15 protein-coding genes are annotated in these 21,415 nt (G+C 43.3%); 1 reads left to right on the top strand and 14 read right to left on the bottom strand.

Annotated elements, in window-relative coordinates:
• Positions 1-10: 10 nt before the first annotated feature.
• The 8 genes from LAY41_RS06625 to LAY41_RS06590 all read right to left on the bottom strand — a co-directional run bounded on the left by LAY41_RS06625 (position 11) and on the right by LAY41_RS06590 (position 15,400).
• Positions 11-718, bottom strand: coding sequence for a cyanoexosortase B system-associated protein (locus LAY41_RS06625; protein ID WP_249095530.1), 708 nt, complete (start codon positions 716-718; stop codon positions 11-13).
• Positions 715-1,611 carry a cyanoexosortase B gene (crtB, locus tag LAY41_RS06620; RefSeq protein ID WP_249095527.1) on the bottom strand — a complete coding sequence of 299 codons (897 nt, stop codon included), beginning with the start codon at positions 1,609-1,611 and terminating at the stop codon, positions 715-717. Before crtB ends, LAY41_RS06625 begins: the two co-directional genes overlap by 4 nt.
• A gap of 71 nt (positions 1,612-1,682) precedes the next feature.
• A complete protein-coding gene (locus tag LAY41_RS06615) occupies positions 1,683-2,909 on the bottom strand; it encodes a DegT/DnrJ/EryC1/StrS family aminotransferase (RefSeq protein WP_249095524.1) in 1,227 nt (408 codons plus the stop codon).
• A 211-nt stretch (positions 2,910-3,120) separates the two neighbouring features.
• The gene (locus tag LAY41_RS06610) at positions 3,121-8,580 is read right to left on the bottom strand and encodes a trifunctional serine/threonine-protein kinase/ATP-binding protein/sensor histidine kinase (RefSeq protein ID WP_249095807.1); all 5,460 of its coding nucleotides are present in this window, start codon (positions 8,578-8,580) and stop codon (positions 3,121-3,123) included.
• Positions 8,581-8,881: 301 nt separating this feature from the next.
• Positions 8,882-9,925, bottom strand: coding sequence for a response regulator (locus LAY41_RS06605; RefSeq protein WP_249095523.1), 1,044 nt, complete (start codon positions 9,923-9,925; stop codon positions 8,882-8,884).
• Positions 9,922-14,343 carry a response regulator gene (locus LAY41_RS06600; RefSeq protein WP_249095521.1) on the bottom strand — a complete coding sequence of 1,474 codons (4,422 nt, stop codon included), beginning with the start codon at positions 14,341-14,343 and terminating at the stop codon, positions 9,922-9,924. The genes LAY41_RS06605 and LAY41_RS06600 overlap by 4 nt, the downstream gene beginning before the upstream one ends.
• Before the next feature lie 149 nt (positions 14,344-14,492).
• Positions 14,493-14,870, bottom strand: coding sequence for a response regulator transcription factor (locus LAY41_RS06595; RefSeq protein WP_249095520.1), 378 nt, complete (start codon positions 14,868-14,870; stop codon positions 14,493-14,495).
• 143 nt (positions 14,871-15,013) lie between these two features.
• Positions 15,014-15,400 carry an EAL domain-containing protein gene (locus LAY41_RS06590; protein WP_338022951.1) on the bottom strand — a complete coding sequence of 129 codons (387 nt, stop codon included), beginning with the start codon at positions 15,398-15,400 and terminating at the stop codon, positions 15,014-15,016.
• A gap of 131 nt (positions 15,401-15,531) precedes the next feature.
• Between LAY41_RS06590 and LAY41_RS06585 the strand changes: the two genes are divergently transcribed.
• Positions 15,532-17,319, top strand: a complete 1,788-nt coding sequence (locus LAY41_RS06585; protein WP_249095515.1) for a pentapeptide repeat-containing protein — start codon at positions 15,532-15,534, stop codon at positions 17,317-17,319.
• Positions 17,320-17,373: 54 nt separating this feature from the next.
• On the opposite strand, the gene LAY41_RS06580 is transcribed toward LAY41_RS06585, so the two are convergent.
• The 6 genes from LAY41_RS06580 to LAY41_RS06555 all read right to left on the bottom strand — a co-directional run bounded on the left by LAY41_RS06580 (position 17,374) and on the right by LAY41_RS06555 (position 21,324).
• Complete coding sequence (locus LAY41_RS06580) at positions 17,374-18,024, bottom strand: Uma2 family endonuclease (RefSeq protein WP_249095511.1); 651 nt, start codon at positions 18,022-18,024, stop codon at positions 17,374-17,376.
• A 21-nt stretch (positions 18,025-18,045) separates the two neighbouring features.
• Positions 18,046-18,258, bottom strand: a complete 213-nt coding sequence (locus LAY41_RS06575) for a DNA cytosine methyltransferase (protein ID WP_249095510.1) — start codon at positions 18,256-18,258, stop codon at positions 18,046-18,048.
• Positions 18,259-18,975: 717 nt separating this feature from the next.
• Entirely contained in the window at positions 18,976-20,151 is a 1,176-nt protein-coding gene (locus tag LAY41_RS06570) for a DNA cytosine methyltransferase (protein WP_249095508.1), read from the bottom strand.
• A 42-nt stretch (positions 20,152-20,193) separates the two neighbouring features.
• Positions 20,194-20,769 (bottom strand): Uma2 family endonuclease, encoded by a 576-nt coding sequence (locus tag LAY41_RS06565; protein WP_249095506.1) that lies wholly within the window; start codon positions 20,767-20,769, stop codon positions 20,194-20,196.
• Between the two features lie 47 nt (positions 20,770-20,816).
• A complete protein-coding gene (locus LAY41_RS06560; protein ID WP_249064567.1) occupies positions 20,817-21,065 on the bottom strand; it encodes a BrnA antitoxin family protein in 249 nt (82 codons plus the stop codon).
• Entirely contained in the window at positions 21,040-21,324 is a 285-nt protein-coding gene (locus tag LAY41_RS06555) for a BrnT family toxin (protein ID WP_249064568.1), read from the bottom strand. Before LAY41_RS06555 ends, LAY41_RS06560 begins: the two co-directional genes overlap by 26 nt.
• Between the last annotated feature and the right edge of the window lie 91 nt (positions 21,325-21,415).

The following is a 21,415-nucleotide window of genomic DNA, read 5'->3' as shown; positions in this document are numbered from 1 at the left end:
TTCATTGTTTTTATTGTTTCAGGAGCGAACCTGCCATTAATGCGGACTGAACGGTTTGGCCGAGGGACTGTGCTAGGGGCCAAACTTTTTCGATGTCGCCCAAAGGTTCGATCGGAATTTGGATGTTGATTGCAACCCAAGGAACGCGACGCCCCTGCCACTGGGCTTTTTGATCGGCCCAGAACCATTTGCCCGGTTCTGGAATGCCTCCATCGGGAAGAGCATACCATTGCAGTACGGCGTAGGTCTGCTTTGGGTTCCAGGCTTGAAAGAAGTGGGCTTCCACCTTGGCACTATGATTATTTGTTGAGTTGGCAGTAAACTGTGCGTCGCGATATTTATCTGTTTTCCAGCGCCAAGACCCTTTGATATCTACCCACTCTACCTGGGGCTGATCTTTGGGCCCATTCTGGGGGAGTAGCATCAATATAGCCTGAGTCTGTCGATCGCGCTGTATATTTTGGTAAGACCATTTGTGGCCACCAACTTCCCTGACTTCTTGGGAGATAGTCTGCCAACCGGTCAGGGTCAGTCCAGTTTTGCGTAATTCTTGCAGTTGTTTGAGTGAATGCACTGGCGGCGGCTGTTCCCAAGGCCAATGTCCCTTCAGGTAACTGGGAATTGCTCCCAGGGCAATCAAGAGCAGCAGGAACAGGAGTAAGATGACCTGAGAGAGTTTTAAGTTATAAGTTTTGAGTTTTGAATTCAAGTGATTCATGACTCTGTTAGCTGTTCGCTCTCATCAAGGTCACTGGGGAAATATTTTTCCATTAAATTGATTAGCACGACCAATATTCCCAGCATACAGGCAGAATATAGGTCGCCGCCCCAACTTTCGTGCAGCCATTCAAAGGCTTGGTGATTATTAGTACCGTGAAAGTAGGTTAGCAGGGTATTGCGAATGATGTTGGCAGTAACGCTGAGTAAAGCGGCACTAATTAAAAATAAAATTGTTTTAGTGCGCGATCGCAATGCACCCGTCCAGAAAAGCAACATCAAAGCCACATAGAGGCTGGTAAACAGCATTTTGAGTCCAGCACAGTGCGGCGCTACCTCCACAATCTGTCCGCCAACATATAAGTTAATCTCCTCGACGGTGACGTTTATGCCAAACTGACTCAAAATAAACCCAGCTACCGCAGCAATGAAGCTTTGCAAAGGTAAAGCGTAGGGTTCGATTAGGTAGGGTACTGATGTTGGAGATGCCAACAATACCAACAAAAGCGGGAAAAATTGCAATTTCAAGCCAGGAATACCTTTGATCCACAAGCACAGTCCGGCTAGCACTAATGGGAAGGATAAGTTCACCCAGTCGTTTAAGCCACTGAGATAGAATATTCCTCCCACTATAAGTAAGACAGCACCCAAAGGATGGGCGTTATCCGGCAAGCGATGCCACAGTTTCCTATTTAACCAAGCGATATAAGCGGCAAAAGGTAGACCAATCAGTCCGTGACTGAAATATTCGTGTATGATGCCGATATTTTTGTGCAGCCAGCCGTCGTACCAGTGCAACAGCAGGGGTGCGTACAATATTGTCAAAAAAGCTAATATAGCGCCACTTAGTAAATGTGGCTCTATGGTTTTGGGAATTTTTAACCCTATTTGCATGGCTTTAACCAGAAATCAAACGCGATGAGAGTATAGGGCTACCAACTATCGCCGGGACAAACCTCACCCCCCTAACCCCCCTCTCCTCCAGAGGAGAGGGGGGAGTATTTCTCCCCTCCCTGTTGCGGGGAGGGGCTGGGGGTGGGGTTCCACTGTCCTGGCTTAGACTGGTAGCCGAGTATAGTATGAAGTGCTTGCACCACTTGCCCGATCTGAGTGTGGCTCAGACCTGGGTACATTGGCAAGGATAATATCTGTTTTGATAGTGTTTCTGAATTGGGAAAGTCTCCTTCTTGATAACCTAAATATTGATATGCTGGCTGAAGATGGCAGGGCAGGGGATAATGGATGCCTGATTGAATGCCAACTGCGGCTAGTTCTGTCTGGATTGTTTCGCGATCGACTGGACAGGTTTCGGTAATACGGATGACGTATAGGTGATAAATGTGACCGCTACTGCTATGGTTTTGGATGGGGAATATACCGTGCGATCGCAGTTCTTCTAATAAGCGATCGTACTCTTGTGCAGCGATGTTGCGCTGCGTGTTCCACTCTTGTAAGTGGGGCAGTTTTACGTTGAGTACGGCAGCTTGCAGGGTATCCAGACGGCTATTTGTACCGTATTCGACGTGGAGATATTTTTGGGGGGCTCCATAGTTGCGTAGCGATCGCATTTTTTTTGCTACTTCTACATCGCTGGTTACCACCATACCACCATCCCCTACTGCTCCCAAGTTTTTGCTGGGATAGAAGCTAAAAGCTGCTGCTTTGCCAATTGAACCAGCTTTGTAACCTTCTCGCGAAGCTTCGTGAGCTTGGGCTGCATCTTCAAAGATTAGCAGATTGTGGGTGTTAGCGAAGTCTAGCAGTTGTTTTGGCGATACCATTTGTCCGTAGAGATGGACTGGTACGATCGCTGTTGTTTGTTCCGTAATTGCTTTCTCTGCGGCTGCTAGGTCTATTAAAGCGGTTTCGGGGTCGCAATCGACCAAAATTGGGGTTGCACCGGCGTGGAGGACGCCTATGAGGGTGGCGACAAAGGTGTTGGCTGGTAAGATTACTTCATCGCCGGGACGAATACCGCAGGCTTGGAGTCCGAGTGCGATCGCATCTGTCCCGCAAGCTACGCCAATACCATATTCTACACCGCAAGCCTTCGCAAAGGCTGTCTCAAAATCGGCGACAGCTTTGCCCATGATAAAATCTCCCTGGTGGAGTACGGTGAGGATCGCTTCTTCGATCTTGGTTATCAGCGGTTCGTGTTGAAAGCTGAGGTCTACAAAGGGAATTTTGGTCATTGATGGGTGATAGGGAAATTTTTATCGTAGAGGTTGGGACTAATTGCACAGGTTAACAACGTTACCTGTTCTAGTTATGGTTTATTTTTGTGGTTTTGGCTACCGTAGTAGTTTAAAGAGTTTGTGAAATTTTCCGTTCGGGGATATTCCCTAGCAAAATACCCAAATTGCTCAGTTAAATTTAAAGTCGAATTAACCGGACATAATATGATCACGGATACTTTATCGGAATTTTAATCACAAATTTTGTCTCGCTTCCGACTGTAGAATTACAGATTAATTGACCCCCATGTTTTTTGATAATAGCATAGCTGACAGATAAACCTAAACCCGTACCATTCCCCACTGGTTTAGTTGTAAAAAATGGCTCGAATATGCGTTCTTGAATATGGGCGGCAATCCCACTACCATTATCAGCGATCGCAATTCTTACCTGCTCTTTTTCTATGACTTCAGTCTGAATCCGAATCAAGGGATTTTTATTAGTTTTACTAACTTGCTTGAGAGCATCAATAGCATTAGTAATAATACTCATAAATACTTGATTCATCTCACTCGCATAACAGGTGACATCAGGAAGGTTACCATATTCTTTAATAACTTCTATTTTGGGTTGATTATCACTTTCTTGGAAGCGGTTTTGTAAAATCAGTAAAGTGCTTTCAAGTCCGGCGTGTAAATCTACAGATTTCATGTCTGCTTCGTCTAAGCGAGAAAAATTACGCAAACTCAGGATGATTTGTTTGATTCGTTCGCTTCCGACTTTCATGGATTGCAGGATCTTAGTTAAATCTTCCGTGATAAATGCTAACTCAATTTCCTCAATCCTTGCTTTAATTGCTGAGCTTTTATTTGGATATTCTTGGTGATAAAGTTCCAGCAAATTCAGCAAAGCTTTGATATGATTTTCTGTCGGCTCAAGATTACTATGAATAAAAGTAACTGGGTTATTAATTTCGTGTGCTATCCCCGCTACGAGTTGACCGACGGCTGACATTTTTTCACTCTGAATTAGTTGTGCTTGGGTTTGTTGTAAATTTTTCAATGTTTGCTCTAAATCAAAAGCTTTTTGGCTTAACTCTTCTGTTTTTCGCTCTACTTCCGCTTCCAAGGTTTGAGAGTAGTTCTCTACTTGTTGATACAAACGGGCGTTTTCAATGGATATAGCGGCTTGAGCACTAAGAATTTGGAGGGTTTCGATGCGATCGCTTGTAAACGCTCCCACTGTTAGATTATTTTCTAAATACAAAATCGCGATTAATTTTCCCTGGTTGCTAATCGGAATACATAAAGCTGATTTAGGCTGCTGGGTGATGATATAGCGATCGCCTGCAAATTGAGTGGAAGCACTCAAGTTATCAAAAACCGCCGTTGTTTGACTTCGGGCTACAGAATAAATAAACCTTTGGGGTAATTCTTGACATTCAGCTAAAGGAATATGCCTCTTTTCTGTATGGTTTTGATCCGCTTTCGCCACTACTAACCATTTTGCGTCTTGATCGATTACTAAAATTCCGGTTTGGGCTCCGGCATGGGCGATCGCAATTTGCATCAAAGTGGCTAATAGTTTCTCTAATTCAATTTCCTGTGAAATAGCTTGTGCTGCTTTCATCACCGCCGGAAAATCCAACCATAAATTCTGGCTGTTGCTGTTACTGGTGCTAGTTACGCTTCTCATCAGCGTGGGAGAGATTGTTCCCCCAGATATGATAGCTCGTTTAGTCGGTTGGAGAATAGCTCCTAGTAGTTGGGGATAGTGTTGTTCTAAATAAGCAACTTTCGCCTTCGCACCCCATCGGGTGTAACAGTAGTATGCTTCCTGCATATATCCAGAAGCAACTTTTTCTTTGCCCCAGTCCAGATAAAATTTAGCTGCTAGTTCATTAGCTAACGCTTCTTCTTGGATATATTGGTTTTCTTTGGCTCCAGCAATTGCGCGATCGTACAAATCTCCTGCTTCATAATTTTTGCCTAAAACTCGGCATTTTTCTGCCTCTACTAAGTTAACTTTATGTTGGTGATTCATGGGGGCATGGTGCGCCCATTGAGCGATAATTTTTTGATGGGTTTCCAGCAGAGCGAGAGTGTTAGCTTGCTCGATTTCTGACTGCGTAGAGAATACTGCCAAGTAGGTTAACCCGGCATAGAAATGAAAAACCGGAGTATGAATCATTGCTGCCGTTACCATCAAATATGCCTTAGCTTGGGCAATGTAGTATAGGGCGTTGGCGTAGTTGCCAAAGAGATAGGCAAGCATCAGTTTGTAGTTACAGCCCAAAGCAAGCGCAGTAAACTCACTATCCTGATTGTGCTTAGGAAACATCACAGTTTCATTGTATGCAGTGCCGATTAATAAATCCGGTTGATTGACAATTTCCCTCAAGTTCTGCACCGTCTGTTGTATCATCCTCACGTAAACCAGAGGAGAATATTGCTTGATAGTCTCTAAGGCAACACGGTAATTTTCTATTTCTGCTTCCCAAGCATCAATCTCTACTCCCGATAAAAAATTATTATCTAAATAACTACTGACGCTGTAGCCAGCATTTAGAAAATCACCTGTTTCCATTCCGACCAAATAGCCCTGTTTCGCCGTTGGGATTGTTCCCCTCAGTGCTTCTTGACGATGCTGGATAAAACCGCCAAACCAAAATAAAGTTATACACTTAAATTCCAGCCAATTCAACTGATTGAGTAAGCTCAGTGCTACTCGCCCAAAGCGATAACCTTGTTCTACTTCTCCAAAAAAACCAGACAGCACAATGCCATAACCCACATACCCGATTGTTGATGCGGGTGCATTGCCAAATTGGAGTGATAGACTGACCATTGTGGCGCAAAGCAGAGGCTGCAAGGCACGATTTCCCATAAAAATAGCTGGAAACAAGATGCCTAACAGTTGCATCGCCGCAAGTGTTCGAGGGTCGCTCATTACAGGAAGGTTAGCTAGTTCCTCAATCTGTTTACCCTCTATTTGACTGGCAAGGTTTTGGAGTGCAATGCGCGTCAAGGCTTCGTTAGTTTCACAGGGGAGTTCAATGCCCAATTGTGCTAGGGCATTTGTGCCGACAGCGATCGCTTCTAACATCTGACTCTGAGTTGTCAGTGCGTTGATTTGAATCTCAAATATTTTGACTTTATCTAGTATTGTTTTGGCCGATCGCAAAACTATATCTGCCATTTCTTCCATGCCATCAAAATCGGCATTCAAGTAGGCAGTTTCAGCGGCAGCTACATAAAGATTTAGGGTTAACTCGTACTGATTTTGCCAACAGTCTGGGGTTAGCAAATCAATCCCTATTTGCACAAAACTTCTGGCGGCTGAATAGGCTGTAGAATTTCGGGCTTTCTGTCCGGCTGCTAAGTTAAGTCTGGCTAAGGCTTCTCGTTCTTCAGCTTGAGTAATTAACCCAATTCCTAAATTCAAATGCCCGACAAGAGCAAATAGATTTTCTTCTTTTTCTATCTCTGATAAGTTTTGTTGAAGTAGTTGACCAATTTTGAGATGAGTTGCCTGTTTTTGGTCTCTTGGAATCAGAGAATAGGCGGCTTGTTGAACGCGATCGTGCAAAAACCTGTATCTAGCATTTTGTTGATTAGCATTTTCATCTTCCAGGCTGAAGTTATTATTCCTCTCAACCTGATAAAACTTATAAACATTACTAATCGGTAAAATTAAACCTTCCTGCAATGCTCTCCATAAAACCGTCGCCGTCTCTGTTTCCGATTCTTGTGAAACTATTGTCAAAGTATGCAGATCGAACTGCGCCCCAATACAAGCAGCCAACTTTAAGGCATCCTGAGTTGGAATTGGCAATTTCTGCAATTGCAATGCCATGAATTCAACGACATCATCAGTAATTGCTAAGGTGTTGATCTGGGCAATATCGCACTGCCAATGCTGGATATCCCAATTAAAGGTAATTAACTTGTCATCGTGTAAACCTTTGAGGAACTGAGTTGCAAAGAAAGGATTTCCCTTGGTTTTTTGATAGACTAATTCTGTCAGAGGCTGGGCAAGAGAGAGTTCGCAATTTAGCGTATCTGCTACCAATCGATTAATATCCGATTCTCTTAACGGTGGTAATGTAATCGTATTTACCGTTGCCCCTGTTTTGAGCAGTTCATCTACGGTTAAGATAAATGGATGTACTGGGGACACTTCATTATCTCGATAAGCACCTAATATCAATAGATATCCTGTATCTTGTTGCCTCAATAATGAGAGCAAATTCAGTGATGCAGAATCAGCCCATTGCCAGTCATCTAAAAACATCACTAAGGGATGTTCTTTACTGGTAAAGACTTTGACAAATTTTTGAAATAATAAATTAAAGCGATTTTGGGCGGCTGTTCCTGATAACTCTAGGGATGGTGGCTGTTTACCGATGATGTTTTCTAACTCAGGAATTACATTAATTAATACTTGCCCGTTTTCTCCCACTGCTGCGAGAATATTTGTTTTCCATGTTTGCAATTGTTCTTCTGATTCTGATAATAGTTGCCCCATTAAATCGCGAAAAGCTTCCACGAAAGCCGAAAAGGGGATATTCCGTTGAAATTGGTCATATTTCCCTTTAATAAAATAGCCGCGTTGCCGAACAATGGGTTTATGTACTTCATTAACTACTGCGGTTTTCCCAATCCCAGAAAAACCCGCTACTAGCAACATTTCTGTGGTGCCATTGGCGACGCAATCGAAGGAATTTAATAGTTGATTAACTTCGGCTTCTCTTCCGTAGAGTCTTTCGGTAATTAGGAAGCGATCGCTGATATCTCGCTTTCCTATTTCAAAAGGTTCTATTGTGCCTGTAGTTTGTAGTTGAGCTAGACAGATTTCTAAATCGTGCTTAATTCCCAAGGCACTCTGATAACGATTTTCGGCATTTTTTGCGATCAGCTTACTGACAATTTCTGACAAAACTAGGGGAATTTCTGAATGAATTTGATGGATGGCGATCGGCTGTTTCGCGAGGTGACAATGTACCAATTCCATTGCATCTTCCGATTTAAATGGTAATGTCCCCGTCAATAATTTATAAAATGTCATTCCCAGAGAATAAAAGTCACTCCGATAATCTATACCTCGATTCATTCGACCAGTTTGTTCAGGAGAAAGATAGGCTAATGTGCCTTCTAAATCATTAGTATTCTGAATCTCTTGGGTTTCTCTTGGTAGGAGAGAAGCAATACTAAAATCAATTAATTTGATTTGTTTGGTTGCGGGATCAATCAGAATATTAGCGGGTTTTATGTCTTTGTGTATGACTCTATTTTGGTATAAATAATGCAGAATTTCTGTTAGTTTAAGAGATATCTTGAGAAACTTACCTAAAGGTAAATATTGAGATTGGGGATTTTCATCCGTGGCTGTTTGGAGATAATCAGATAGGGAAAATCCACCAAAGTCTTCCATGACTAAGGCATAGCCATTGCCATATACTTCTAGGGTTAAGGGTTTGATAATACTAGGAAAGTCTAGATTTTTTGCAATGGTATATTGGTTGCGGAATTGAACGAGATCGTTAAAGTTTGGGTATTCATTTCGTAGTAATTTGATGACGACGGGTTGTTGGTCACTGGTACGGATGCCTCGATAGACAAGGGTGCGAGTACCTGCGTACAGTTGCTGTATTATTTGATAACCAGGGAAGTGAGTTATGATATCCATATTTCTAGTCATAAAAAAATTTGGTGTCTTTTTTGAGACAAATTAGCACACTAAGTACAGAAAACCCAGATTTTTTCGTTATACGAAATCCGGGTTGGTTACCCCCTTTAATTTTTGGCCTAAACATTGTAGAGACGTTTCATGAAACGTCTCTACAGCCTAGAGACATAAAGGGGGTAATTGTTGCGAATTTGGTATAATAACACGAATTTTTTAGGTAACCGATGCTACCGGACATGATATCAAATCCAGGTTTATTTTAATGAAAATTAATTTCTTGCAGAATGTGTAAAAGATCGTTTTATGATTGCCAAATTCGTAAAAGGGCACGAGTTTGATGCGTAACTATTGACTGCAAAAAAAAAATTAATTCAACCCGATCGCGTCCTTCTACTTTCGCTTTATAAAGAGCTTTATCCGCATCATTAATTAATTCTTCTGGGGATGATTGAGAACTGGGAATAAGGCGAGCCACTCCCAAGCTGAGGGTGACATATTCACTAACCTGAGAACCGGCATGGACTATGCTAAGAGCTTTCACAGAAGCTCGAATTACTTCTGCCAAATACAGGGCTCCTTCAACTTCAGTATTCGGCAAAATAACAGCGAATTCTTCACCTCCGTAGCGGGCTGCCAAATCAGCCGGACGTTTCGCAGCCTGACGGATACTCTTAGCAACTTGGCGCAGACACTCATCCCCTGCTAGATGTCCGTAAGTGTCGTTGTAAAGTTTGAAAAAATCAATATCGCACAAAATTAAAGATAGGGGTGCTTGCTCCCGTCCTAACCTTTTCCATTCGAGCTGTAAATACTCATCAAAAGAGCGACGGTTAAACAGCTCGGTAAGTCCATCTACAGATGCAAGACGCTGCAATTCTTGATTAGCTATCTCCAGCTGTTCTGTCAGGATATGCTCCCGTTCAATCTGTCGTTGGAGTTCCGTCATCGCCCATCTGGTTTCCAGCAGGCGACGGACTCGCTGACGCAGTACTGCCCAAAAGATTGGTTTGGTAGCATAATCAGTTGCGCCAACCTCAAAGGCTCGGTCAACTGATGCCGGATCGTCCAGAACAGTAATCATCAAGATAGGAGGACAATCATCACCCAAAAGGCTTCGCAGTTGAGGGCAGCAAGTAAAGCCATCCATCACAGGCATCATGGCATCCATTAAGACAATATCTGGCTTAATTTGTTGACAGGTCTGCAAACACTCTGACCCGTCCGACGCCTCGGCGACGCGATACCCTTCCTTCTCCATCACGCGACGCAGCAACATTCGCAGGGTTTTCTCATCATCTACAACAAGAATTAGGGGCGGGTTGTTCTGAAAGTCAGGATTAATCATTTTCGCCAACGGGGATATAGTAATTCCAAAGCAGCTTCTACTTGTTCGTATTCTGCCGCGAGTTGGCTAACCAGTTTAGATGCACCAGCGGTATTAGCGGTACTGCCCATTGTTTCCAATTCGCCGCATATTTGAGAAAGGGGAATTGCGCCAAGGGTGGCACTTGTAGACTTAAGGGCATGGGCTGAGAGTTGGAGTGTGAAGGCATCTGACTGGGCAACGGCATTAATAATAGCTTGCAGTCTTTGGGGCGCGTCTTCCAGGTAGCTGTCAACGATCTCGGCGAAAACTTCTGTATTTCCATCTTCGCATAGCATTTCCTTGAGAGCTTGGAACGTCTGGCGATCGATCGCGACTGGGGACACTTTGAGTGCTGAGTGCGAATGCTCCTCCGCTCCCCCGCTCTTGAGATCGAGTACTTGTCCGTACTTTTTCAAAGCTTGATCAAGTGCCTCGATTCGGATCGGTTTGCTGATATAATCGTTCATTCCGGCTTTGAGGCACTCTTCGCGATCGCCCTGCATAGCATGGGCAGTCATCGCAATAATCCAAGGACGACTCGATTTTAGATTTGGGATTTTAGATTTGGGATTATTGGTTTCCTCGTTAGCGGCAACAAATTTCTGACTCTCATCCGCAGACTCCAATCTAAAATTGTCAGGCCATTCTCGATCGATTCGACGAGTCGCTTCCAGTCCATCCATTTCTGGCATCTGCACATCCATGAAGACGACATCGTAAGGCTGGCGGTGCAAAGCTGACAGTGCCTCTAAACCGTTGTTGGCAACATCGGCGCGATAGCCCAACTTCTGTAGCATCTGCAAAGCTACCTTCTGGTTTAAAGAAACGTCTTCCACCAGCAGAATGCGTAAAGGCAGATGTTTTGCTAACTGGGAATCGAATTGCGGCGGTAAAGATTGGGAAGAACGTACAGAGATCCGTTGCTTGCTAAAAATCCGAGCAAAAACATTGTAAAGGTGAGATTGCTTAATTGGCTTACTCAAAAAGGCGACGAATTTAGCTTTTTCTTCTGTTTCTTCTTGTGTAATGCTGCCCAAAGAACTCAGCATCACCAAGGGCAGTTCCTGACAGCTTGGTAAAGAGTGGATGTGCGCTGCCAAACTTAAGCCATCCATCTCTGGCATCTGCATATCTAAAACCGCAATGTCAAATTGCTCTCCAGAAACAATCCATTCCAGAGCTTGCCAGCCGCTAAAAGCCGATCGAACTTGCATTCCCCAAGATTCCGCTTGCAAGGTGAGAATTTTGCGGTTAGTGGCGTTGTCATCCACTACTAGCAGTCGTTTGCCAGCTAAATGCAGCCCAGGCGGAATCTGAAAGTCAAGTAGGGAAGCGGGAGATCCCCGAAGCCGCACCGTAAAATAAAACGTAGAACCTTGTCCTGCACAGCTTTCCACCCACATTCTGCCGCCCATCATTTCGCTCAGGCGTTTGCTAATTGCTAAGCCCAATCCAGTCCCGCCATATCGGCGAGTCATTGAAGAATCAACCTGGCTGAAGGGCTTAAATAATCGCTCTATTCGCTCTGGGGGAATACCGATTCCTGTGTCGGTGACGGCAAATTGAATTTCAAATTTCCGATCTGAGATTTCAGATTGAGAATTTTCTTCTTCAATCTCCAATTGTTTCGCTGTTACTGAAACGACGACTTCTCCGCTTTCTGTGAATTTAACCGCATTACCGAGTAAATTGACTAAAATTTGCCGCAGTCGCGTCACATCTCCGACGATCGCAGCTGGTGTCTGGGGTTCAATTAGATAAGCTAAATCTAGATTCTTTTCAGCTGCTGCGGGAGCCAGCAGATCTAACGCTTCCTCTACACAACTGCGGAGGTTGAAAGGTTGTTTCTCTAAGTCCAGCTTGCCAGACTCAATCTTAGAAAAATCGAGAATATCGTTAATGATGGTAAGCAAGGCGTCGCCGCTTGAGCGGATGGTTTCTACAAAGTCGCGCTGTTGGGGATTGAGGTTTGTATCCAGCAGCAATCCTGTCATGCCAATTACTGCATTCATGGGGGTGCGAATTTCGTGGCTCATCATCGCCAGGAATTCGCTTTTTGCCCGATTTGCTGTTTCGGCTTCTCGTTTTGCCTGTGACAAAGCAAAGTTTTTGATGGTAAGTTCTTCGCGCTGTTGTGTTTCTTCCTCCAGTAGATTAGCTTGTGCAAGGGCGATTCCGACTTGAGCAGCGACCGATTCTAATAGCTCGATTTCATCGTCTGTCCACTGGTGGAAGTAAGCGCATTGATGCAAGCAGATTGCGCCGTTGGCTTTACCCTGGTAGGAAGTGCGAATCGCCAGCATAGATTTCAACCCCATCTGGCGCAAAATGGGTTCGCTCTCTTTTAATAGAGGATCGGCGTAAACATCTGGGGAAACTAGAGATCGATCTTGAGCGAGCATCTTTTCTGCATGAGGATTGCCAAGTACGGGAACTTTTAAATTGAGAACGGATGCGTAACCGGGTTCAAGATACTCGGCAACAAACGGAATCTGAGGTGTGGGAGAAGCCACATAGGTATGAATCAAGCAGCGATTCACACCAAACGCCTTACCCAGCAAAGTGCTAGCTGTCTCAAAGATTTGTTTGCTCTCAAGACTCTGGCGAATTTGTTCGGTGATTTGCTTAAGCAACAAAGTTCGTTGAATTTGTTGTTGCAGTGCTTCTTGTGCCTGTTTGCTTTTGGTGATGTCAAACCGGATTGCGAGGTACTGAAAGGGTTTTCCCATGTTATCTAAAAAAGGAACAATTGTGGTGTCTACCCAATAAAACGTACCATCTTTGGCTCGATTTTTCATCTCGCCCTGCCACACCTTACCGCTGCTAATGGTTGACCAAAGCTCTTTAAAGAAGGCTGGAGGATGATAATCGGATTTGATTAAGTAGTGGGTTTGTCCGATCAGTTCTTCTTGAGCGTATTGGGAAATTTCACAGAATTTTTCGTTGGCAGATGCAATCCTGCCGCGATCGTCAGTTATGACAACGATCGCGGCCCGATCGACAGCAAATTTTTGAAATGCCAGTTCTTGTAACGTTTTCTGTAAAGCTTCTTCTGAGCGTTTCCGTTCGGTGATATCGCTACCTATGCCCATAAATCCGGTGATATTTCCGGCGGGGTCGCGCAGTGTCGTTATCGACAACAGCACTGGAAAGCGGGAACCGTCTTTACGGATATAAGACCATTCGCGCTCATCCTTTTTGCCACGGCTTGTTTTGGCAATAAATACTTCAAAGCCAGGTTCAATTGTAATTCCAAGCTCTTGCGATAGTTCTTTTGCCTGTGCGGCGATTTCATCTTTGTCGTGAATAATCGCAGGTGTTGTTTTGCCAATTACTTCTGCTGCTGTATATCCCAGCAATCGTTCGGCGGCGCTGTTAAAGGTGCAAATTATGCCGTCTTCTGTTGTAGAAATAATTATATAATTTGTGCTGTCCAGAATCGCTTGCTGAAGTGTGGCGAGATCTTGCAGTGTTTCTTGCGTTTGTTCTCGTTGAGTTATTTCTTCTGCTAACTTTTGGTTGATAATTTCAACCTGTTTAGTGCGAAGCTTGGCCGTTTGTCCAAAATATACTGCCAACGCTAGTATCCAACCAGTCAGCAAGCCGCTAATCAATACTACTGTAGTCAGCGGAGAATAGATTTTTTCTATCAATTTTGCTGTAGGCCATATCTGCGTCTCCCATTTGGAACCATAAAGGTTAATTTCGATTTTTTCGCCCCATTTTTGCTGGTATTGCTTATTTTCGGCATTGTGTTTGTAAATTTCTTCTTGACCGTCAAATATAGCGATCGCGTATTCATCGATCGAATGTTCTTCTAAAATCATGTCAAGTAACGCTTGAAGTCTAAATACACCAATTATAAAGCCCTCAAACTTTTGACCTTTTAAAATGGGGACATAAGCTAAAAATCCTTTGCCTCCCTGAAGCAAATCTATAGGTTCAGTAACAGTTATAGTCCGGTTTTTTATGGCATTTTCTAGAGCAGTCTGTCGTCGCTTCTCAAAGCTAAGGTCAAGGTTTCGATCTGCTTCATTACCTGCTAGCGGTACAATCCAGCGGACGCGAAATGAAGGATCTACCCACTCGATCGCCTGGTAACCGCCAAAGTCATTTATGTAAGATTTTGCATCTGCTTCCCACTCGTTTCTGGGTGTTCCGTCTCGAATGGACCAGCGCTGGCTCATCCGCTCCAGCGCTTTGATGCGAGTCTCTACTTGCGCTATAATTTCAGTTCTGGCAAGGGATGATTTCAGCCGCACTAACTGTCGAATAGCCTCGTTTTCTTGAGCCTGTAGACCATGCCAAATTATCAGAGTGGCAATTGAAATTGCCAGTCCAATTAAAATTGACAGCCAGTGCAGTTTTTTGCTAATCTGTTTTGGTAAAAATGTCATTGTCTTAGCAAGCAATACTAATCTAAAAGGACTTACGCCAAAACCTTGGTTTTGCCCCCCTAGCCCCCCAAATCTGGGGGAACAGGACTGGAACAGGACTCTTCTCCCCCAAATCTGGGGGGCTAGGGGGGAGAAAAGCGTAAGTCCTATTAAGGATACCTTATTTTTTTTATTTGAGCGGCGATCGCTTGCAATAGTTCATCAAAATCAACGGGTTTTGTTAAATAATCATCAGATCCCAGTTCTCTGGCAAGACAGCGACTGTCACAATCTGTTTCAGCAGATAGAAAAATAAAAGGAATTTTGGCTGTTGTCCAATCTTCGCGTAATGCTTTTAGAACTGCATACCCATCGAGTCCCGGCATACGAATATCGCAAATAATCAAGTCGGGCTTTACTTTTTTGGCTAACTCTAAGCCGAGGCGACCTTTGTCAGTTGCGATCGCCTCGTAATTTTCTAAACTAAGAAAGTAGCCTATCAATTCTCTGATTTCTTCGTTGTCGTCAATTAACAAGATTTTTTTCATTGTTGTATCGGTTCATTGGCAGTAAAATGGGATTTGTTTAACTCAAATTATTAAACTGACTTAATTCTAAGTTTAAGATCGAAATGTGAAGATTTTGTGAAAAACCAGGGAAAGGGAAAGAGACCTGTTTTGACTTTTGACTTTTATAGGTTCATACTTAATTTGCTTTCGGTGATTTCTAGCTTCAAACTGGAGCGCTGTATGCTAGTTTCCCACAAAATTTGGTCGATCTGCTCGACTAAGCCGAGTTGCGACAACTGAAAGCCAGACAGATTCACACTCAAAGTCAATGGTACTTGGGCTGGAAACGCCCGTTGCCAAAAACCCATCTGGCGACAAGCTTCGCGCAGCACAAAGCGATCGATCGAGCCGATCGGTCCGGTTTCTTCTGCCAACGGGATAAACTCGCTTGGGGGCACAAAGCCTCTAGTCGGGTGTTCCCAGCGTACCAGCGCCTCAAATCCACTAATCCGACCGCTTTTGAGGGATACGATCGGCTGGTAGTAAACCCGCAAGTCCCTACGTTGAATAGCTTGCCGCTATTTTGAGATTAGTAAATTTTTTGGGGAAAGAGCGATCGCAAATCCCAATTTTGTGAGCAACATAGTAGTTAACCATGAATGCCTATAGCCCGCCTTAGCGGCAAGCAGCGACGATCGTCATGAGCAACTTCCCAGATTTTTCCAACCACGGCTATCAAGTTGAACGAGAACTAGGCCACAATCGCGCCTGTGGTCGAGTCACCTACTTAGCAATTAATACAAATACGCATCTACCCGTAGTAATAAAACAGTTTCAGTTTGCCCAATTCGGTGCCAGTTGGTCAGACTACGACACTGTAGATACAGAAATTCAACTGCTGCGGCAGCTAGATCATCCCAGCATCCCTCACTATCTCAATTCATTCCAAACCCCAACCGGCTTTTGCTTAGTACAGGAATACAAACAAGCCCCCTCTCTAGCACAGCCACGCTTCTTAAAGCCAGAAGAAATCAAGCAGATTGCCATAGCTGTCTTAGAGGTTTTAGTTTACCTGCAACAGCAAATTCCGCCTGTGATTCATCGGGATATTAAACCCGAAAATATCCTGATTGACCAGGGCTACGACAAGAATCGCCCCTACGTATACCTGGTAGATTTTGGGTTTGCCCGCAGCGGCGGCGGAGAAGTTGCTGTCAGCAGCGTAGTCAAAGGCACCTTGGGATTTATGCCTCCAGAACAATTGTTCAATCGCCAAGTGACAGAAGCCTCTGACCTCTACAGTTTGGGTGCGACGCTGATTTGCCTGCTGACTAAGACAAAATCAACAGAAATCGGCAACTTAATTGATGAAGCTTACACCATCAAATTCAAGCATCTGTTGCCTAACTTGAGTCAGCAGTTTATTGACTGGCTGGAAAAAATGGTGGCACCCAACCTCAAAAATCGTTTCGATCATGCTGCTGCTGCTTTGGAAGCACTTCTAGCTATTGATGCGATCGCCAATACCACAACATTAGAAACCCAAACAAGTGCCACAAAACCCAGGATGAGAAGCACACGCGCAGGATTGGCTACCTTCGGCGGCTTTCTCGCTTTGTTTGGCACAAGTTTGGTAATTTCCAGTCTCTCCCATTCTCAAAAACTGGAAATTCCCCAAGATGGCTTCAGGCAATTGCTAGTTACTAATGAATGTTTTAGGTGCGAACTCACAGGTGCTGACTTAAAACAGATCAACCTATCCGGTGCCAAACTAAGGAATGCCAAGCTAGGGAATGCCAACCTAGCGGGTGCCAATCTCCGGTATGCCAACTTAGAAAATGCCAATTTAGGGGGTGCTAAGTTAGCTTACGCCAATCTAGGCGGTGCCCAGCTATCTTATGCAAACTTGGGAGATGCCAATTTAATGGGTGCCAAGCTATCCTACGCCAACCTGGAAGGTGCCAACTTAATCGGTGCCAACCTAAAATCTAGCAAGCTGGGTTATGCCAACTTAGTAAGTGCCAACCTGTCGAATGCGAACCTGTCCGGTGCCAACCTATGGCGTGCCAAGCTAGGTTATGCCTACCTCAATAATGCCAAGCTTAAGAGTGCGGACTTAAATGGTGCCCAGCTAAACGATACCAAACTTGAAGCTGCCGATTTAGGATCTGCCGACTTAAGAGATGCTAATTTAGAGCGTGCTGACTTAAGGGGTGCCGACTTAAAAGCTGCCAATCTAGAGGGTGCCGTTCTCGGCGATTCTAAGCTGTGGGGTGCGTATCTTGAGAGTGCCAATTTAACTAATGCGGATCTCAAAGGTGCCGATTTGAGAGCTGCTAATTTAAGCGGTGCCAATTTAAGCGGTGCTTACCTGCGGGGTGTTAATCTGCGGGGTGCCAACTTAAAAGGTGCTAATCTTCAGGGTGCCTACTTGACGGATGCTAACCTCAAGGGTGCCACAATGCCCGATGGATCTATCCACAAATAGATTTCGCTTAACCCGAAACGGGCAGGCTACCGTGCCTGCCCTCGGACCTTACCCTTACTGTACAATTTTCGATCGCACCCATTCCCTAAACTCTCGCAATCGTGCATTCTCACCTTTCTGAGGGTCTAACTGCATAAATCGCGCTAATTCTTTCACTGGAAATGAACCAAATACCAGACTGTTTTGCGCCTCTACATAACCAGCATCAGTCAAAATATTTATAGTTATTTTTCCATTCTTAAAGCGCCAAACTTCAGGCACTTTAAGTCCAGCATAAACCGCCATTTTATCGATCGATGAATGCGTTGTATCAATTTCAATAGTTAAGTCAGGCGGCGGAGCGACCGTGAGATCGATCTTTAATTTACCACGAACTAAAGCTTCATTTTGAATATAGAAAGATTCATCAGCTTCTTTGCCAACAGCGTTTGGTTCTGAACGCCAAGTAGTTGATTTCACACCTAAAATTTCCAGTCCTAATTCCTCAGAAAGTGCCGCTACTAGCCGTCCGAGTGTCCAACTATACCTTTCATGGTCTGATAATGGTGTCATTAGTTCCAGAGTTCCCTTGTAGTAAGTCATACGTAGCTTTGGATGCTCAGCAAAGACATCTAAAAGTTTCTCATACATTTCCCAACTAATATCATTTAATACAAGATGGGAAACCGTAATTTCTGCTGTGGATAAGGCTATAGTCTGAGTCATGATATAATCTTAGTGTTACTTTCACTCTAAGTTTAACAAATCTTGGAGTATAGCATCGATCTCTCTGGGAACTGCACTTTCTTGAAGATGAGGTCGATTGAGAGCGATCGTTTTTGTGGCATCGCGGTCTTTTTCAACTACACTTATTGTGTGAAATCCCGCTTGTTCTATACCCAGGTCTAGACCAAAAGCACCTGCAAAGAGGGAAATAGAAATAGCTTTACCGTCTATCATTGCTGTTGACGAATTGGTTTACTGAGATAATATTAGTATGAATTTCCCAGATTGATTCAAGATTTAGGACAAATCCAGGTAAAACATCTTCTCCCGACAGCAACAGGTTCAACCGTGACGGTAACTTGTAGTTCTGTGTTTGTGGCCTCAACAGGAATTTCTAAACGTAATATCCCGTCTGAGTTTACTTGAGAATGAAATGTGAAACTCTGCATAAATTTTTTGGTTAACTCCTTAATCATTCTTAAATGGTTGTGTAACTACGGTAACAAAGAATTAGGTATTCATCAAAATCCTTTGTTTATATAGCAACCGCCTTGGCGGTTAGGGCAACTCCAACTCTTACCTCTGGTTCATAATCCCTTACGGAGTAACCTTTTCCCTCTTCCCTCAACGCTCGCCCCTAGCAAGAAAGCCCCTAGTCCCTAGCTATAGCAGCTTTTGATTTAGGTCAATGGACATTTCCAAAAACACCTGCAATTCCTCGCATTGCTGGTAAGGAATTTTGGGATAGGATTCATATAGATTATGAACTTGTTGAAAACCATGTAAGAAATATGTTACAAAGAATTGACAAGGCTTTTGCTGAATTGGCTGCTAGCTAAATCCAAAATAGTAGTTGTAGGGTGTGTCAGACTTTCGTTATAAATCGATAAATGAGGGTTTCACTTCTGACTCACCCTACTTAACAAGCCAGCTGGGTAAGTCCTACAAAGTTTATAGAGAAAACAGTGATAGTTGTTCGGCGATTTCTTTACCTTTTGGTTTATTTCCTTGAATTAAGTCGAAAAGATAACTACCAATTTCTTTAGCTAGCAATACTGGAACTGCATTACCAATTTGTTTGTATTTAGAAGTTACTGAACCATGAAAAATCCAGCGATCCGGGAAAGTTTGAATTTTTGCACATTCGCCCACGCTTAAAGGACGCAATTCTACAGGGTGACACATATCTGTTGCTTTCTGATGAGGACTTGTCGTTACTGTTGGTGAAGGCTTATCCCAAGATAATCTTCTATAAAACCCAACTTTTCCGCCTCCTGAATTGTAAGCGCCTCCCATTGCTTCTTTGATTAATTCTGCTGGTAAATCTCTCCATTTTTGTCCTGCTTTTAGTAATTTTAAATACTTTAATCTGCTTTCTGAGTAAGCGATAAATTCTATTTCTGGATCGACTAAACTTGTTAAAGCGTCTCTTAAAGTACGCCACTTAGGTAAACTTTTGCCATTTTTGGAATATTTAGCGAGAGGAAATGTAGCAGCTTCGCTATCTCTAGAACCAATAAATATTACCCGTTCTCTGTTTTGGGGAACGCCGTAATCTGCTGCTTCTAAAAGATTATAAACTACACTGTAGCCTAGTTCTTTCATTTCTGCTAATACCACTCTCAACGCCGCACCTGACATTTCATCAGGTTCTAATGGTGGATAATTTTTTCCCCTTTGATTAATTGGTCTGTGGCGAATAGGTGCAGAAAGCAAACCTCTCACATTTTCCATTAAGAAAAAACGCGGTTGCACTTCTTTAACGATGCGAATAAACTGCATAAATAAACTGCCGCGAGGGTCTATCACTGAACCTCTTTTTCCGGCGGTACTAAATGGCTGACAAGGTGGGCCACCAGTCACTAAGTCTACTTCACCAGGACGTAAAACGCGGTCTAATTTTAAAACTCTTCCTCCTTCTGCAAGTAAATCTTGGGTACTAACTTTTTCGATTTCTCTGGGAACGGTACTTTCTTGAAGATGAGGTCGATTGAGAGCGATCGTTTTTGTCGCATCGCGGTCTTTTTCAACTACAATTATTGTGTGAAATCCCGCTTGTTCTATACCCAGGTCTAGACCAAAAGCACCTGCAAAGAGGGAAATAGAAATTGCTTTACCATCTATCATTGTTGTGACTAATTTGTTGACTGAGATCAGATTAGTATGGATTTACCAAATTGGTTCAAGATTTAGGATAAATCGAGGTAAAACATCCTCTCCCGACAAACTAACAGGAGATTCTAAAATTTCAACTTCTTGACCTTGGCGATAAATTTCTACCCGCCGCGAAGCTCGAACAATGAACCACCCCAAACGAGTACCATTATCTATATACTCCTGCATTTTCTTTTGAGTTGCACTTAAACTGTCACTTGGCGAAAGTAATTCAACTACAAAATCAAGACAAAGGGGAATAAATTTCTGTTGTTGTTTATTAGTTAACGTATTCCAACGTTCTAAAGGTATCCAAGCTGTATCAGGAGAACGGTCTGCATCATTTGGTAATTTAAACCCAGTGGAAGAGTCAAAAGCGATTCCAGTTCCATCAACATCTGTCCAGTTGAATAACTGTTGAGTCAATCTACCATTGCGGTTTCCTGTTTCTCCTCCAGTTGGGGGCATAATAATTAATTCTCCATTAGCATTGCGTTCAAATCTTAAATCGCGGTTATCCTGACATAGCTGGAAAAATTGCTCGTCTGTCAGTTTAATTATGGAATTGAAATTGACGGTTAAAGCATTCATATCGAAATTAACAAGGTGAAAGTTTGCTTATTTTTGAATTTGACTCGTTAATCCTTCTGATGTTCAACATAGGTTCGCAGAACAGCATTCATCAAAGATTGATAACCCTTTCCTTGGCTTTTAAACCAATCTAACACATCGCTATCAACCCTGATAGAAATGGATTTTTTGGTGATGGGTTTTACCAGTTTTGCTTTTGACCAAAAATTCGCATCTAACTCAGGAATATCAGATGTATCAATGGCGTCTTCTGGGAGGTTTTTTAATTCTTCAAGTCGTTTCGGCGAGATAGTCATAGTAGGTTTTTCTTTCTTGTGGAGTGGCTTTTCTGGCAGAAATGATGCGGATAACTCCATTTCTTTCAGTATGCACTACGGTGACGATAACGACACCTTGTATTGCACCGATACTGATTTCTCGGATTTCTCCGTAGTCAAAACGCTCATCAATGGCGGTAAAAACAATTCCGTCAAAGATTTCTTGAGCTTCTTCAAAGCTAATGCCATGTTTTCTCAGATTTTGGGCGTTTTTGCCTTCATTCCATTCAAATGGCATGAGTAAGTATATACAAAACGTATCTACTTACTAAGATATCATAAACGCGATCGCATTTTGGGAGAAAATGGGAGTGCGATACGTGCTGTCG

Origin of the sequence: Argonema galeatum A003/A1, from assembly GCF_023333595.1 — a bacterium.
Taxonomy (GTDB): domain Bacteria; phylum Cyanobacteriota; class Cyanobacteriia; order Cyanobacteriales; family Aerosakkonemataceae; genus Argonema; species Argonema galeatum.
This window is presented reverse-complemented; position numbering and strand designations above follow the sequence as displayed.